General features: G+C 43.9%; 12 protein-coding genes. 10 read left to right on the top strand and 2 right to left on the bottom strand.

Features of this window, described 5'->3' with window-relative positions; genetic code table 11:
* The first annotated feature begins 79 nt into the window (after window positions 1–79).
* Genes uvrD through BIW53_RS07280 form a run of 4 tightly spaced genes read left to right on the top strand, consistent with a single transcriptional unit; the run spans window position 80 to window position 6,265 of the window.
* Window positions 80–2,245, top strand: a complete 2,166-nt coding sequence (uvrD, locus tag BIW53_RS07265) for a DNA helicase II (RefSeq protein WP_070991192.1) — start codon at window positions 80–82, stop codon at window positions 2,243–2,245.
* The gene (locus BIW53_RS07270; protein ID WP_070991193.1) at window positions 2,223–4,292 is read left to right on the top strand and encodes a tRNA(Met) cytidine acetyltransferase TmcA domain-containing protein; all 2,070 of its coding nucleotides are present in this window, start codon (window positions 2,223–2,225) and stop codon (window positions 4,290–4,292) included. Before uvrD ends, BIW53_RS07270 begins: the two co-directional genes overlap by 23 nt.
* A gap of 43 nt (window positions 4,293–4,335) precedes the next feature.
* Window positions 4,336–5,373 (top strand): ABC transporter substrate-binding protein, encoded by a 1,038-nt coding sequence (locus tag BIW53_RS07275; RefSeq protein ID WP_245699377.1) that lies wholly within the window; start codon window positions 4,336–4,338, stop codon window positions 5,371–5,373.
* A 43-nt stretch (window positions 5,374–5,416) separates the two neighbouring features.
* A complete protein-coding gene (locus tag BIW53_RS07280; RefSeq protein ID WP_070991194.1) occupies window positions 5,417–6,265 on the top strand; it encodes a CZB domain-containing protein in 849 nt (282 codons plus the stop codon).
* A 73-nt stretch (window positions 6,266–6,338) separates the two neighbouring features.
* On the opposite strand, the gene typA is transcribed toward BIW53_RS07280, so the two are convergent.
* Window positions 6,339–8,162 (bottom strand): translational GTPase TypA, encoded by a 1,824-nt coding sequence (typA, locus tag BIW53_RS07285; protein ID WP_070991195.1) that lies wholly within the window; start codon window positions 8,160–8,162, stop codon window positions 6,339–6,341.
* Between the two features lie 541 nt (window positions 8,163–8,703).
* Here typA and glnA point away from each other — a divergent pair.
* The 6 genes from glnA (at window position 8,704) to BIW53_RS07310 (ending at window position 14,169) form a co-directional block, all read left to right on the top strand.
* Window positions 8,704–10,110, top strand: coding sequence for a glutamate--ammonia ligase (gene glnA / locus BIW53_RS07290; RefSeq protein WP_070991196.1), 1,407 nt, complete (start codon window positions 8,704–8,706; stop codon window positions 10,108–10,110).
* Window positions 10,111–10,226: 116 nt separating this feature from the next.
* The gene (locus BIW53_RS07295) at window positions 10,227–10,736 is read left to right on the top strand and encodes a DUF4124 domain-containing protein (RefSeq protein WP_070991197.1); all 510 of its coding nucleotides are present in this window, start codon (window positions 10,227–10,229) and stop codon (window positions 10,734–10,736) included.
* A gap of 65 nt (window positions 10,737–10,801) precedes the next feature.
* Entirely contained in the window at window positions 10,802–11,881 is a 1,080-nt protein-coding gene (gene glnL, locus BIW53_RS07300; RefSeq protein ID WP_070991198.1) for a nitrogen regulation protein NR(II), read from the top strand.
* Window positions 11,881–13,275 carry a nitrogen regulation protein NR(I) gene (gene ntrC / locus BIW53_RS07305; protein WP_070991199.1) on the top strand — a complete coding sequence of 465 codons (1,395 nt, stop codon included), beginning with the start codon at window positions 11,881–11,883 and terminating at the stop codon, window positions 13,273–13,275. The genes glnL and ntrC overlap by 1 nt, the downstream gene beginning before the upstream one ends.
* A 149-nt stretch (window positions 13,276–13,424) precedes the next feature.
* Window positions 13,425–13,601: a hypothetical protein gene (locus BIW53_RS20860; RefSeq protein ID WP_175442102.1), complete on the top strand. Its 177-nt coding sequence runs from the start codon at window positions 13,425–13,427 to the stop codon at window positions 13,599–13,601.
* 109 nt (window positions 13,602–13,710) lie between these two features.
* Window positions 13,711–14,169, top strand: coding sequence for a cyclic nucleotide-binding domain-containing protein (locus BIW53_RS07310; RefSeq protein WP_070991200.1), 459 nt, complete (start codon window positions 13,711–13,713; stop codon window positions 14,167–14,169).
* A 135-nt stretch (window positions 14,170–14,304) separates the two neighbouring features.
* On the opposite strand, the gene BIW53_RS07315 is transcribed toward BIW53_RS07310, so the two are convergent.
* The gene (locus BIW53_RS07315) at window positions 14,305–15,543 is read right to left on the bottom strand and encodes a cysteine desulfurase-like protein (protein ID WP_070991201.1); all 1,239 of its coding nucleotides are present in this window, start codon (window positions 15,541–15,543) and stop codon (window positions 14,305–14,307) included.
* Window positions 15,544–15,545 lie beyond the last annotated feature (2 nt).

The following is a 15,545-nucleotide window of genomic DNA, read 5'->3' on the forward strand; positions in this document are numbered from 1 at the left end:
GTTTTTAACACGTGTAACTGGGCAACGCCCCCCTAACACGGGTATACTTTGCGCTTATTTTACTGAAATAGGCGCGATAATGGACGTTTCTGAATTAATCGATGGCTTAAACGACAAACAACGTGAAGCGGTTGCAGCCCCTCTAAGCAATATGTTAGTTCTGGCGGGCGCAGGCTCAGGGAAAACCCGTGTACTTGTACATCGCATAGCCTGGTTAATGCAAGTAGAACACGCCTCGCCTTACAGTATATTTGCCGTTACATTTACGAATAAAGCAGCTAAAGAAATGCGTACGCGCGTTGAAGAAACATTGCGTATGCCTGTTGGGGGGATGTGGATTGGTACTTTCCATGGGTTGTCTCATCGAATCTTACGCGCTCACCATCGCGAAGCCAATTTACCTGAAGCGTTTCAAATCCTAGATACGGACGATCAAGTCCGCATGATACGCCGCCTACTCAAAGCAATGAATATTGATGAGAAAAAGTGGCCACCAAAGCAAGTTGCTTGGTATATCAGTGCTCGCAAAGATGAAGGGCAAAGACCAAAAGACATTCAAGCCTATGATGTGAATGAACAGCTACTACTGCGCGTTTACACCGCCTATCAAGATGCCTGTGACAGAGCGGGCTTAGTCGACTTTGCCGAGATACTGTTGCGCTGCTATGAATTATTGCGACAACAACCGACGTTATTAAGGCACTACCAGCAACGTTTTAGACATATGCTTGTGGATGAGTTTCAAGACACCAATAGTATTCAATATCAGTGGTTGAGACTGCTTGCAGGGCAAGAAAACAATATGATGATTGTCGGCGATGATGATCAGAGCATCTATGGTTGGCGTGGTGCAAAAGTCGAGAATATCAAACGCTTTTTAGACGATTTTTCTGCCCAAACCATTCGTCTTGAGCAAAACTATCGTTCAACAGCAAATATTCTTAATGCTTCCAACGCCTTAATTCAGAACAATTCAGAGCGAATGGGAAAAAGCCTGTGGACCGATGGCAATCAAGGTGAACCTATTTCAATTTATGCGGCGTTTAATGAACTAGATGAGTCTCGCTTTGTGGTTAGTAAAATTCGCTCTTGGCTCAATGCAGGTAATGCATTACAAGACTGTGCCATCCTATACCGCAATAATGCACAGTCACGAGTATTAGAAGAAGCCTTGCTACAAGAAGGTCTTAAATACCGAATTTATGGCGGTATGCGTTTCTTCGAGCGTCAAGAGATCAAAGACGCATTGGCGTATCTAAGACTACTTAGTAATCGTCAGGATGATGCTGCTTTTGAGCGGGTGATCAACACGCCTGCCAGAGGCATTGGTGATAAAACCCTTAGCCATATCCGCGACTGTGCTCGTAATGAGTCAATGCCACTTTGGTATGCAGCTAAAGCCGTACTTGAGCAAAAACATTTAGCAGGAAGAGCCGCCACCGCAGTGGCTCGCTTTATTGAGCTGGTCGAGCAATTAGACGACAAAGTCACTGAACTGGAGCTTTCTGAGCAGGCTAAAACAACCATTGAATATTCAGGCTTAATGGCAATGTATCAGGCTGAAAAAGGTGAAAAAGGTCGCGCACGGGTAGAAAACCTTGAAGAATTAATCAGTGCCTGTGGTCAGTATGAGCCACCCATTGACGAAGACTTTAGCTCTGCGCTACAAGGCTTTTTAGCTTATACCTCTTTGGAATCAGGAGAAGGTCAGGCTGATGAACATGAAGATGCGGTGCAAATGATGACTTTGCACTCAGCAAAAGGGCTAGAGTTTCCATTAGTATTTATGGTCGGCGTTGAAGAAGGCATGTTTCCATCGCAGCAAAGCCATGAAGAATCAGGTCGCTTAGAAGAAGAGAGACGCCTATGTTACGTCGGAATGACCCGAGCGATGGACAAGCTTTACATTAGCCATGCTGAGAGTCGTCGTTTATATGGCCAAGAAAAACATCACAGCCCTTCTCGCTTCTTGCGAGAACTTCCCGAAGAGTGTATCGAAGAGATCCGCATCAAAACGCAAATATCTCGACCCGTCAATAGTGGCCGTTTCAGTGCGTCAGTTACCCATGCAGCCTTTGAGGACAGTGGCTATAATTTAGGTCAGCGCGTATTACATGCAAAGTTTGGTGCCGGCACTGTACTTAATTATGAGGGCAGCGGCGCGCAATCTCGTATTCAAGTAAACTTTGATGATGTAGGAACCAAGTGGTTGGTCACAGCCTATGCCCGTTTACAAAGTCTCTGAGTTAGCACCGCTATTTTCCGAACTGGAAAATAATCAGCACCGCCAATTATTTTTGATATGTGGTGAGCATGATTGGGCTATTAACCAAGTTGATGAGTTATTTCAGTTAGCCGATGATGCTCTAGTGCTATCGAAACACAAAACGCTGAGTAACGCTTGTTGGCCAGAACATCTCCATCAAATCTTAGGCCAAGAATTTAAGTTAGCCGTCTACGACGGCTATGCTGGCATCCTTCCTAACAAACTAGCTGCACTTAGCGGGACAGTTAAAGCCGGCGGGCTGTTAGTATTACTTTTGCCTGAACTGGAAGAACTGACAGGCTGGTTGGACCCCAGCGTTTCCACTTGGTGTTCTTTTGGCTATACCGCCACTGTCAGCCCTTTCCTAAAACGCTGGCAGCATATATTAAGTTGCACTGACATATCTTGCTGGTCACAACGTGATGGCCTGAAACTAGCATTAAACGGTCTAAATCAACACTTACCCGCGACCTATGCTCAGCAACAAGAAGCTGTCTCAAGCATCTGCCATAGTCTAGATAATCAGACCCACATGCCCATCTTACTTAGCGCCGATAGAGGCCGAGGAAAATCAGCATCGCTAGGATTGCTAGCAGCTAATATGGGCCATAAGCAGTTTATTATTTGTGCTTTGCAATATAGTGCAGTTAAAAATAGCTTTAAGCATTTAGCACAGGCATTAGGCCTAGATTACCTTGGCCATGAGAAACAATTGGCAAACCTAAAGTTTGTGCCGCCAGATCAACTTCTGCCCCAAACTTTGGATGGGCAAGTGTTACTGATTGACGAAGCAGCATCTATTCCCGTACCAATATTAATCGCACTATCTAGCAAAACCGACCAATGCGTGTTTTCCAGTACCATCATTGGCTATGAAGGTAACGGACGCGGCTACACATTAAGGTTCCAAAGTTATCTGAAGAAGCACTACCCTCATCATAAGTCACTGAACTTGCGCCAACCCATTCGTTATCAAGACCATGATCCGTTGGAGTTGCTGACCAACCAGTTGTTTGCACTAGATTGCCAATACCCTAAGGTCGAGCATATTGAACAACACGAGTGTTACCAACTCGACAGAATGTCGCTTGCCCATGATGAACCTATGCTACAACAGGCCTTTGCTTTATTGGTATTGGCGCACTACCAAACAACAGTCAATGATTTACGCCAGCTTCTAGACAGTCCATCCAATGTCATTTTTGCCATGCGCAATAAAAATCAATTACTAGGCTTGTGCTTAGTCAATCTGGAAGGACAACTTCCGGATGAGTTACATCATGACATAGCTGCAGGTATGCGCCGCCCACAAGGTCACTTGCTAGCACAACAACTTTTCACTGCGCAAGGAAATAGTCACTTTCTTAAGGCAAAGATTGCTCGAATTGTAAGAATTGTCATTACCCCTGAGTCCCATAAAAAAGGGCTAGGTAGTGAGCTACTAAGCTATGTGGAGCAACAACTAGGCAAACAGGTTGACTATTTTGGTAGCAGCTTTGGCGCAACTTCTGGTTTGCTCAACTTTTGGCAGCAAAACAACTATGAGTTGGTCAAGTTGGGTTTTAAACAAGATAAAGCCAGTGGTGAATACGCAGCTATGGTCTTGAAAAGTAGTCATAACAATTCTCACATTGAAGAGCTTGGCGCTTATTTTAGAACTAATTTTAGCTACCAATTACTCAACCATTATCAGCGCTTACCGTGGCAACTCGTTAAGCAAATTCTCATAGTAATGCCCAGCCAACCTATTAAAAAGCCCTTGCTCGCTCAACTCAAACTCTTAGCAAACAGAGGGTCTATGCTTGAGCAAGATAGCGCTACGATATGGCAGATACTCCTCCTATCACCTAAATTATTAGTAAATATATCAGATATTTCACAACAATTAGGGATTAGACTATTATTACAAAACAATACTAAAGCGTGGCTTGAAAACGATTTAAATTTAACCTCGAAAAAGCAGTTTGCTCAAGCTCTTAACACTCTGGTGCATGAACTATATGGACAGCTCAAAACGCTACATTAAGATTATCTTTGCTCTGCTCCTACTAAGTGTTAGCGCAGTTAGCATGTCTGAGCAAAGCAGCATTAAGCTAGGAATGTCCATTGCACTTACAGGACCTGCCCAAGGTATTGGTAAACAACTACACGATGGCGCCTTACTGCACTTCGACGCCATTAACAGTGAAGGTGGTATCGCGGGGAAAGAGATCGAACTAATAGTGATGGATGATGGGTATGAACCTAATCGAACCGTCCACAACACACGACAATTTATCTATACACACAACGTTGATGCGTTATTTGGTTTTATGGGTACTCCTACTACAGCAGCGATCCGCCCTCTTTTAACCCACAGTAAAACCCCCCTGCTTATGCCGTTTACTGGCGCTGACTTTTTGCATCAAGTTGCGAATTACCATGTCTTTAATCTACGAGCCAGTTATCGTGATGAAGCAAACGAGCACATCAAGTTTCTAACCTTTGAAAAAAATCATCAAAATATCGCGTTGCTCATCCAAGCTGATGAGTTTGGTATCACCGTAGAAAAAAGCCTAACACAGGCGCTGGCACGACAAGGTCTCAAGCCCAGCATTATCTCTCGCTTTAAACGCAACACCACCGACGTAGAACGCGCTCATGAGCAAATCAAAGAGACTAATGCCACCGCCGTTATTATGATTGGCACATATGAACCCCTCGCTACTTTCATAAAGTTAGCTAATGACGCCAAACTCAACCTTGAATTTACTAGTGTCTCATTTGTTTCTAGTAAGGAGCTCTTTGCTAGGGTAGAGCCAGGTCAAGCCATTATGGTTACCGAAGTAGTGCCCAACCCAATCACCTGCCAGGCTAAATTATGTAAACAATTTCGCCAACGTGTAAAAAAGCATCCCGAGCTAAAAGTCGATCATATTCTGTTTGAGGGCTACCTTAATGCCGTGGTTTTTAGTCGTGCTGCCAAACAATGCCAAACAGATTATTCTCAGCAATGTTTACTCAACAGCTTACCTAGTGTGTTAGAGCATGATAGTGATTTGAAAGCCCTTTTTGGGCTAACCCCACAACAAAAGAAATTACCGGTGTATCGCTCATATTCACCATAATGTTCTATCCTTAAACAAAACCAATGCGCAAGTTGAGGAAAGTATGGATTTAATCAATTTCCGAGTCGGACAAAAAACAATTTCACTAAAGATTCTGGATATTCTGCTCACGGAACGTTACGAAGGAGATTTAACCTCATTACCCAATGAAAACCCGAGCTTTTTGGGTGTAAAAGACTATATGGGCACACCAACTCCCATATTCGACTTGGGTATTATTCTTAACAAGAAGTCTTCTTACGATACAAACAATGCGCTGGTTGAATTACTAAAGAACAGAGAAGATGAGCATAGACAGTGGTTACAAGCACTTGAGCGCAGTGTTGTTAAAGGGCAAGACTTTGATAAAGCAAGAGACCCAAAGCAATGTACCTTTGGGCAATGGCTGTCTAATTTCAAAACGGAAAATGAAGACTTAAAAGCCATATTAAGTCGCTTTGAAGAGCCTCATAATAGACTGCATGCATTGGCCGACAAACTGCTAACCTTGTGTGAGCAGGATAAAAAACAGCAAGCCATTACTATGTTGGAGAAAGAGCGTGCGACCACATACATTAAGTTAATGCGTTTATTTGAATCCGCACGGGAGCAGATAAGCCTAGATCATAAACCCATTATTGTGTTTACCACACAAGACGGTCAAAAACCACACATTGGGTTGTTGGTCGATCAAGTAGAAGACAACATTCACTGCGAAGAAGACGAAATAAAGTCATTAAGTGAAATTACCAATATCGGCTTTGAAATCGATCCGCAAACCAAAAAGATGATGCAAGGACTAATTAAGCGTGGCAATACGCATAGCGTACTCATCGACCCCAGTTCGATTTTCCGACCCGAGCACCTACAAGGATATGAACCAGAAGAAACCGAAAGCTACGGGTTATTTTAAAAAGGTTATTTTAGTGAATGCACGCATAAAAAAACGCCGCTAAATAGCGGCGTTTTTTTATTCACAATAGAAATTAATCTTTTGCTTGACGGCTCGCACGTTTACGCTCGCTTTCAGTTAGTAACTTCTTACGAATACGAATATTCTCAGGAGTTACTTCTACCAGCTCATCATCATCAATGAACTCAAGTGCTTGCTCAAGTGACATTCTGATAGGTGGTACAAGTGTTTGTGCTTCATCAGTACCTGATGCACGTACGTTGGTTAACTGTTTACCCTTCAATGCGTTAACAGTTAGGTCGTTATCACGGCTATGAATACCGATAACCATACCTTCGTACACTTCAACACCGTGGCCGATGAATAACTTACCACGCTCCTGTAGGTTAAATAGCGCGTTAGTTAGCGCTTTACCAGTAGCATTAGCAATCAATACACCGTTCTTACGCTTACCGATTGTGCCGCCTTTATGAGGGCCGTAATGATCAAACGTGTGGTACATTAGGCCAGATCCTGAAGTCAACGTCATGAAATCGGTTTGAAAACCGATCAAACCACGGCTAGGCATCATAAAGTCCAAACGTACACGACCTTTACCATCTGGAGCCATGTCAGTCATTTCTGCTTTACGTAAACCAAGCTGCTCCATAATTGAACCTTGGTGCTCTTCTTGTACGTCAACCGTTACCGTTTCAAATGGTTCTTCTAACTGACCATCTACATTACGTAAAATTACTTCTGGACGTGATACAGCTAGTTCATAGCCTTCACGACGCATGTTTTCAATCAAAATACCTAAGTGTAACTCACCACGACCTGAAACACGGAAGCTATCAGGGTTGTCAGTCTCTTCTACGCGTAACGCTACGTTATGAACTAGCTCATTTTGTAAGCGCTCAAGAATGTTACGAGAAGTAACAAATTTACCTTCTTGACCCGCAAACGGTGAAGTATTAACAGAGAAAGTCATGGTTACTGTCGGCTCATCAACAGAAAGCGCAGGTAGAGCTTCAACCGCATTCACATCACACACAGTATCAGAAATTTTCAACTCACCTAAACCTGTAATAGCAATGATGTCGCCCGCTTGCGCTTGTTGCGCCTCATGACGATCTAGACCTAAATAAGTCAATACCTGGCCTACTTTACCGTTACGCTTGCTACCATCAGCACCTACAACAGTCACTTGTTGATTCACTTTGACCGTACCGCGCTTGATACGACCTACACCGATTACACCAATGTATGAGTTGTAATCTAGCTGCGAAATCTGCATCTGGAAGCCGCCATCTGGATCCGCATCCGGTGCAGCAACCTGCTCTACGATTGCTTCAAACATTGGTTGCATGTTGTCAGACGGTGTGTCTAAATCTAGTGTTGCCCAGCCATTGATTGCTGATGCATAAATAACTTGGAAATCTAACTGGTCATCAGTTGCACCTAGGTTATCAAACAGGTCGAAAACCTGATCCATTACCCAATCAGGGCGTGCGCCTGGCTTGTCGATTTTGTTAATAACAACGATAGGCTTCAGTCCCAACGCGAACGCTTTTTGCGTCACGAAACGCGTTTGCGGCATTGGACCTTCTTGTGCATCAACCAGTAGTAATACTGAGTCAACCATTGACAGAACACGTTCTACTTCACCACCGAAGTCGGCGTGTCCCGGAGTGTCTACGATATTAATGTGGTAGTCGTTCCACTCAATCGCCGTATTTTTAGCTAGGATAGTGATACCGCGCTCTTTCTCGATATCGTTTGAATCCATTACACGTTCTTCGTTACCGCCGCGTGTTGCTAGTGTACCAGATTGCTCTAGCAGCTTATCAACTAGGGTGGTTTTACCGTGGTCTACGTGGGCGATAATCGCGATATTACGTAATTTTTCAATACTCATGTCTATAACTCAGATAATTACTCGAAAGAGTGGGTTAATCCTGTGCACCAAATTGCACAAAACAGTCCATAAAAGTAGACCGCCAGGATTTAAAGTGGCGTATTATCCCCTAATAACGCGGTAGATGAAAGTTTATGCAGCATTATTTTTTAATAGCCGAGCATAAACTGTGTATTTTATGGTCAACATTCAGTTTAGCATAGACTGACTTTGCCGTAATCGAAGCGCTTTAAGAGGCATTTTGTGTACAATTAGATTGCTACCATAAAATATAAAGATGTCTAAGATATGACAACACAAAAGCCCCTCCTAATGGACACCCATAAACTGGGAATATACCCAAGTTGCACTATAATCAAAACGCACCAATGCTGTGCATTTATGGATCATTTTGGTGCATAACTACGGTGCACCTCGATACACAGAAAATTAAAAACAATAAAAATCAATAAATTGCAAAAATGGCACAGATTAAGCTTACAAGAAGCGCAATCGCATTAGAATGCAGCAAGCTTACAAAACCCAACGAGTCGGAGGACACATGTCAAAATCGGTTTTAAATTTTATTAAAGAAAACGACGTTAAATTTGTTGACTTACGTTTCACAGATACAAAAGGTAAAGAACAACACGTATCTATTCCTCACCATCAAGCCGATGAAGACTTTTTTGAAGACGGCAAAATGTTTGACGGTTCGTCAATCGCTGGCTGGAAAGGCATCAACGAATCAGACATGGTACTAATGCCAGATTCAGAAAGTGCAAAACTGGATCCATTTGCTGAAGAAACAACACTTATCGTTCGTTGTGATGTTGTTGAACCAAACACACACCAAGGGTATGAGCGTGACCCACGTTCTGTTGCTAAGCGCGCTGAAGAATACATGCGTTCAACTGGTATCGCTGACACAGTATTATTCGGTCCAGAGCCAGAGTTCTTCCTATTTGACGATGTTAAATACAAAACAGATATGTCAGGTTCGATGTACAAAATCGACGCACAAGAAGCATCTTGGAACTCTGACAAAGACTACGAAGGTGGTAACACTGGTCACCGTCCAGGCGTTAAAGGCGGTTACTTCCCTGTTGCTCCTGTTGACTCATCACAGGATTGGCGTAGTGCAACTTGCTTAGTTTTAGAAGAAATGGGCCACGTGGTAGAAGCGCATCACCATGAAGTAGCAACAGCGGGTCAGAATGAGATCGCCACTCGCTTCAACACAATGGTAATCAAAGCTGACGAAATTCAGGAAATGAAGTACGTTATCCACAACATGGCACACTTATACGGCAAAACAGCAACATTCATGCCTAAGCCAATCGTCGGTGATAACGGTTCTGGTATGCACTGTCACCAGTCTCTTGCTAAAGATGGCAAAAACATCTTCGCAGGCGACAAATACGGTGGTCTTTCTGAAGAAGCACTTTACTACATCGGTGGTATTATCAAACATGCGAAAGCTATCAACGCATTTGCTAACGCGTCTACCAACTCATACAAGCGTTTAGTACCTGGCTTCGAAGCTCCTGTAATGTTGGCTTACTCAGCTCGTAACCGTTCAGCTTCTATCCGTATCCCTGTTGTACCGTCAGAAAAAGCGCGTCGTATTGAAGTACGTTTCCCTGACCCTACAGCTAACCCGTACCTTGCATTTTCAGCAATGCTTATGGCTGGTCTTGACGGTATTAAGAACAAGATCCACCCTGGCGATGCAATGGACAAAGATTTATACGATCTACCAGCTGAAGAAGCAGCTGAGATCCCAACGGTTGCGGCTTCGTTAGATGAAGCATTGGCATGCCTTGACGCTGACCGTGAGTTCTTAACTCAAGGTGGCGTTTTCACTGACGACTTAATCGACGCTTACATCTCACTTAAGTCTAAAGAAGTGGAAAAACTGAACATGACAACTCACCCTGTTGAGTTTGAAATGTACTACAGCGTTTAATCGCGCAATTAAATCATATGTGTTCTCAAGCCCGCTTCAGCGGGCTTTTTTATGGTAAATCTTTATGTTTCATACTAGAGTATTACCAAGCGAGTCGAGAGTGTGGGGTCTGATTAATGATACGGATTTTGTTGGTATTGAGTATGATACTGACGTTCTGCGCAACAGCTTCACAACCTCAAGTTTACCGCTGGAAAGACGAAAACGGTAATTGGGTTTTTTCTGACGTACCTCGTGCAGGCTCAGAAAAAGTGAGTTTAAATAAACCCTTGAGTATGCCAATTACCGATACCTCAATCCTTGAGCCTCGCAAAGTAAAAAAGGCTGTACAATACCAGTTGAAGATTTCATCTCCTGGACATAAACAAACGATCAGAGAAAACACCGGAACCGTATATGTGAGCGGACAAGTCAAACCTGTTTTTAGCAAAGGTTTGACGGTACAACTATCACTCAACGGTCAACTGGTCAGTGAAAAGCAAACCAACACCACCTTTGCCTTACGAAATCTAGAACGTGGAGAACACCATCTGGTTATGTACCTTTTTGACGAGCAGGGTACGAGAATTGCTACTAGTCCACAGAGTACATTTTATTTGCATAAAACCAGTCGTATCAACCCATAGCCCAATCAGACAGTGCATGTTATAGTGCACCAAATTGGTGCAAAAGATTCTACAGGTGACCCAATATGGTACAAAGTACCCACCCTATGCTGAGTGCCCTATGGCATAACCTATCCACATGTGTGTTAGTGTTAGACAAAGAGTTTGTGATCCATTATGCCAATAACAGCAGCAGTGAATTATTCGGGCTGGGCATTAAGCGGTTAATAGGCCAACCTATCAACGACATATTTAGCCATCATCACATTGACTTTGAACGCCTCAGTCAATATGCGCTCAACGATGGGGTTGATTGCCAACAGCACAGGGTAGACGTGGTGTTCATAGATAATCGCGCTGCCACATTGAACCTCCATGCAAGACGAATTAACCACCAGCAGCAAACCTATATTCTACTCGAATGTCGTCGTATCGATGATGAAGTACGCTTTGATCAAGCCTCCAATCAAATGCATCAATATCAGGCTGCACGAACACTGATACGCGGATTGGCACACGAAATAAAAAATCCTTTAGGCGGAATTAGAGGAGCGGCGCAATTATTGCAGTACGAGAGCTGTCAGCAGGAACGCGATCAATGTGCACAGTTGATCATAGAGCAAGCGGACCGATTAACCGAGTTGGTGGATAGGCTGCTTGGGCCCAATCAGTTGCCCAAAAAAGCGCCGTGCAATATTCACCAAACACTCGAGTCCGTTATCAAGTTGAGTATGTTGGACAACGCCAGTCAAATAACATTATTAAAAGACTATGATCCAAGCATACCCGATATCGTGATCGACCAAGCGAAAATACAACAAGTTGTGCTTAACATCGTGAGAAACGCTCAACAGGCGCTCGAAAGTTCAGGCAGCATCACCTTGACTACGCGGATCAAACACCGCATGAGGCGGGGTGAACGCTTGATGAAAAAAGCGTTGTTGGTAAAAATTACGGATGATGGACCGGGTATCGCCGAAGAACTCAAAGATACCCTTTTTTACCCCATGATCACCAACAAAGAAGGTGGTTCTGGATTGGGTCTATCCATTGCACAAACTATCGTCGAGCAACATGGTGGCATGATCGACTGTGATAGCTGGCCCGGACACACAGAATTTAATATTTACTTGCCGTTTGACGACGACGGCACGGGGAGCAAGTAATGAAAACAGTTTGGCTAGTTGATGATGATGCTTCAATACGCTTTGTTTTAGACAAGGCATTATCACGAGCGGGATTTAACACCGAGAGTTTTGCCAACGGTCAAGATGTACTAACAGCTCTACAATACAGCCAACCGGCTGTATTGATTTCTGATGTAAGAATGCCAGGATTGGATGGCATGGCTTTGCTCGAAGAGATAGTCACACAATATCCAAACCTGCCCGTGATCATCATGACGGCACACTCCGACTTAGACTCCGCAGTGAATGCATTTCAAAAAGGTGCTTTCGAATACCTAGCAAAACCATTCGATTTAAACGAAGCCACTTCCTTAGTTGAAAGGGCCTATCAAGCCAGCCAACAAGCTCGTAAGACTAAACGCCAAGCTCAAGAACAAAAACACCCCGATATTATTGGTGAAGCACCTGCCATGCAGGAGGTTTTTAGGGCTATAGGCAAGCTTTCCGCGTCGAGTATGAGTGTGCTAATCAATGGCGAGTCTGGTACTGGTAAAGAGCTAGTTGCCGGTGCACTGCACAATCATAGCCCACGCAAAGAAAATGCATTTATCGCACTTAACATGGCCGCTATTCCCAAAGACTTGGTTGAATCAGAGCTTTTTGGTCATGAGAAAGGCGCATTCACTGGAGCTGACAGCATGCGCCGTGGTCGCTTTGAGCAAGCTGATGGGGGCACATTGTTTTTGGATGAGATTGGCGATATGCCTCTGGATGTACAAACTCGTCTACTACGGGTGTTAGCTGACGGGGAGTTTTATCGAGTAGGCGGACATCAAAGTGTTAAAGTCGATGTACGTATCATCGCAGCTACACACCAAGACTTAGAGCAGTTGGTTAAAAAAGGCCAATTTAGAGAAGATTTGTTTCACCGCCTCAATGTGGTGCGATTAAAGCTCCCTGCACTTAGAGAACGCCCTGAGGATATCGCAAAACTTGCCCAACACTTTTTAGGCCGTAGTGCCAAGGAGCTACAGGTAGAGTGTAAGGTCCTCAATGACGACGCTATTAATGTTATGAAGCTGTACCATTGGCCTGGGAACGTACGTCAGCTGGAAAATACCTGTCGTTGGCTCACGGTAATGGCACCTGGTGACCTTATTGGGCCACACGACTTGCCCGATGAACTCAACCATACGGCAATCACCGATGAAACAACAGGTGACTGGTTAGATGCTTTTCAACAATGGTTAAATCAAGAATTGAAACAAGGTAAAGAAAATATCTGGCCCGCTGTGCAAGCTCAGCTAGAAGTACGCTTGATAAAGACCGCGCTAAGTGCCTGCCATGGCCACAAACAAGATGCCGCTTTGAAAATCGGTTGGGGCCGAAATACACTAACTCGAAAGCTCAAAGAGAGAAATATTCAAGATTAGAAGAAGTCGACTGGCACCTTAGTGTCAGTCTATGCCGACCTCTTGAAGTACCCAAATTGAATAATATTTGATTGAAAAGCATACAGTGGTTTCGTAGTTTAATATGTGCCGAAATACTCGGTCTAACCTACATTTGTAAAGGATTTCACATGAAAATTAAATTACACAAGAAACCGTTAAAAAAACTCAGCGAAAGCTCCACTTTACCACGAGAGCTTACACCTCAGGCCGCAGGTGGTATGTATGCAACTTCTCCCCATAATAAGGGTTGTATCAGCTACCTGGGGATGACCTGCCCAACATCTCCATATGATCCTGCCTGCTAATTGAGTATGTAGTTGGTCGCTCGCAGTATCAGCGACCTAGCAAAATATCGTTGACCCTGCCTATAAAAGTCGCCACTATTAGTGATAAACCATAAGGCGACTGAAACCCATGAAATTACTTGAGAATGTGCCTCTTATTAAGCAATTGGAGATCATTAATCGGCTCGATTTTTTCAAAGGCTTTAGCCTATCTGAACGACAAATTTTGTTAGAATCATTCGGTCGATTGTATTTGGTGAACGCGAATCGCCACGCTTTCAAACGCTTTGAGCTCGATAACCGCCTGTTTATCGTGCTCAGTGGCGAGCTGGTGATTTTTAAAAGTAGTCAGCTGCATGAATTAGGTCGGATCCGACCCGGTGAATTTATTGGGGAAGGAGCGTTTATTTGTCACCGTGAGCACTCAACTAGCGCCAAGGCGGTAAAAGACAGTATTTTATTAGCCATTACACCCGATGCGATGACACGCCTTCCTTCTGCCATAAGAGAAAAAGTCAAAGATCAAATTATTGAAGGGATGAGTGTGAGGATAAGCAACCTTAGTAGCTTTATTGAAGATAATATGTAGTTATCGGGCCTGCAGGAAAACAAACTGGCTGTGTGACTCATCACTTCCTATACAGTTAAAATAGCGTCTCAAAGCAAAAACAGAAGCAAAGATCGAAACCGCTTCGATCTTTGCTTTATATGATAGATATAGCAGTTAAGCTACAAGTAGTTGCTTAAAGGCACTAAACAACCTATCCAACTCCTCAATGGTATTGTAATGCATACAACCAATGCGTACCACGCCGCCTTTATCCATCACACCGAGTTGTTCACACAAGCCCTGAGCATAAAAGTTTCCATCCCATACACAGATATGTTGCTTAGCCAAAAATTCGGATACGGCTCGTGGCTCAAATCCCTCAAATGTAAGTGCAAAGGTAGGTGTTCGATCCGCCAGACGGGTTTTGTCAGAAATGCCAAACAATGAGATCTGTTCAAACTCAGCTAATCTCGTTAAGAAATGCTCACTGAGTGCCATTTCATGTTGCTTGGTTTTAGCAAACGCAACAGCCAAACGCTCACGACGTGGCGTATCTTCTGTCATGCCACTTAATTGAGCAATATAGTCAATTGCCGCGATAACTCCAGCAAGTCCCTCAAAACTCTGTGTGCCTGTTTCCCAGCGACCCGGTATTACATCCTTTGCTGGCTCCACCTTATAAGGAGTGAAGTTTTCCAGATGCTCGCGCTTGCCATACACAATCCCAACATGTGGGCCAAAGAACTTATACGCTGAACATGCCAAAAAGTCACAGTCCAGTGCTTGTACATCCACCAACTCGTGTGGCGCATAGTGTACGGCATCAACATATACCAATGCACCAAATTGGTGCGCCAGTTCAATTATCTGCTTTATATCGTTGATAGAGCCCGTGGTATTAGACGCGTAAGTTACTGCAACTAACTTGGTGTTTTCGTTGAGAAGGCTTTTGTAATGAGCAAGATCAAGTGTGCAATCGGCTTCGTTGATGCGCACCGCGTGTACTGTTGCCCCTTTATCTTCTGCCGCTAAGCGCCAAGAAGATACGTTAGAATAGTGATCCGCATTGGTTACAATCACTTCATCACCCGCTTGCCATTGACGAGAAATCGCACGGCTAAAACTAAAGGTTAGGCTGGTCATGTTAGCACCAAACACTATCTGCTCTTTGCTGGGTGCATTAACTAAATCAGCAACAGCCTGGCGAGCGGTGTCCATCAAAGTGACTGTTTTCTCACTTGAGAAAAATGCGCCACCCAAATTGGAATTAAAGTAACCTAAATATGCTGACATCGCACTCAGTACTGACTGAGGCACTTGTGAACCTCCTGGACCATCTAAGAACATGGGCGATTGGCCATTCACCTGTTGCATCAGGGCTGGAAATTGGCGACGAATTTGATTGAGTTCCATGT

The sequence above is a fragment of the Pseudoalteromonas byunsanensis genome (genome assembly GCF_001854475.1).
Taxonomy (GTDB): Bacteria; Pseudomonadota; Gammaproteobacteria; order Enterobacterales; family Alteromonadaceae; genus Pseudoalteromonas; species Pseudoalteromonas byunsanensis.

Coding starts and splice junctions, on each gene's coding strand:
- uvrD (WP_070991192.1), top strand. CDS start 80: ATGGACGTTTCTGAATTAATCGATGGCTTAAACGACAAACAACGTGAA.
- BIW53_RS07270 (WP_070991193.1), top strand. CDS start 2,223: ATGCCCGTTTACAAAGTCTCTGAGTTAGCACCGCTATTTTCCGAACTG.
- BIW53_RS07275 (WP_245699377.1), top strand. CDS start 4,336: ATGTCTGAGCAAAGCAGCATTAAGCTAGGAATGTCCATTGCACTTACA.
- BIW53_RS07280 (WP_070991194.1), top strand. CDS start 5,417: ATGGATTTAATCAATTTCCGAGTCGGACAAAAAACAATTTCACTAAAG.
- typA (WP_070991195.1), bottom strand. CDS start 8,162: ATGAGTATTGAAAAATTACGTAATATCGCGATTATCGCCCACGTAGAC.
- glnA (WP_070991196.1), top strand. CDS start 8,704: ATGTCAAAATCGGTTTTAAATTTTATTAAAGAAAACGACGTTAAATTT.
- BIW53_RS07295 (WP_070991197.1), top strand. CDS start 10,227: ATGATACGGATTTTGTTGGTATTGAGTATGATACTGACGTTCTGCGCA.
- glnL (WP_070991198.1), top strand. CDS start 10,802: ATGGTACAAAGTACCCACCCTATGCTGAGTGCCCTATGGCATAACCTA.
- ntrC (WP_070991199.1), top strand. CDS start 11,881: ATGAAAACAGTTTGGCTAGTTGATGATGATGCTTCAATACGCTTTGTT.
- BIW53_RS20860 (WP_175442102.1), top strand. CDS start 13,425: ATGAAAATTAAATTACACAAGAAACCGTTAAAAAAACTCAGCGAAAGC.
- BIW53_RS07310 (WP_070991200.1), top strand. CDS start 13,711: ATGAAATTACTTGAGAATGTGCCTCTTATTAAGCAATTGGAGATCATT.
- BIW53_RS07315 (WP_070991201.1), bottom strand. CDS start 15,543: ATGGAACTCAATCAAATTCGTCGCCAATTTCCAGCCCTGATGCAACAG.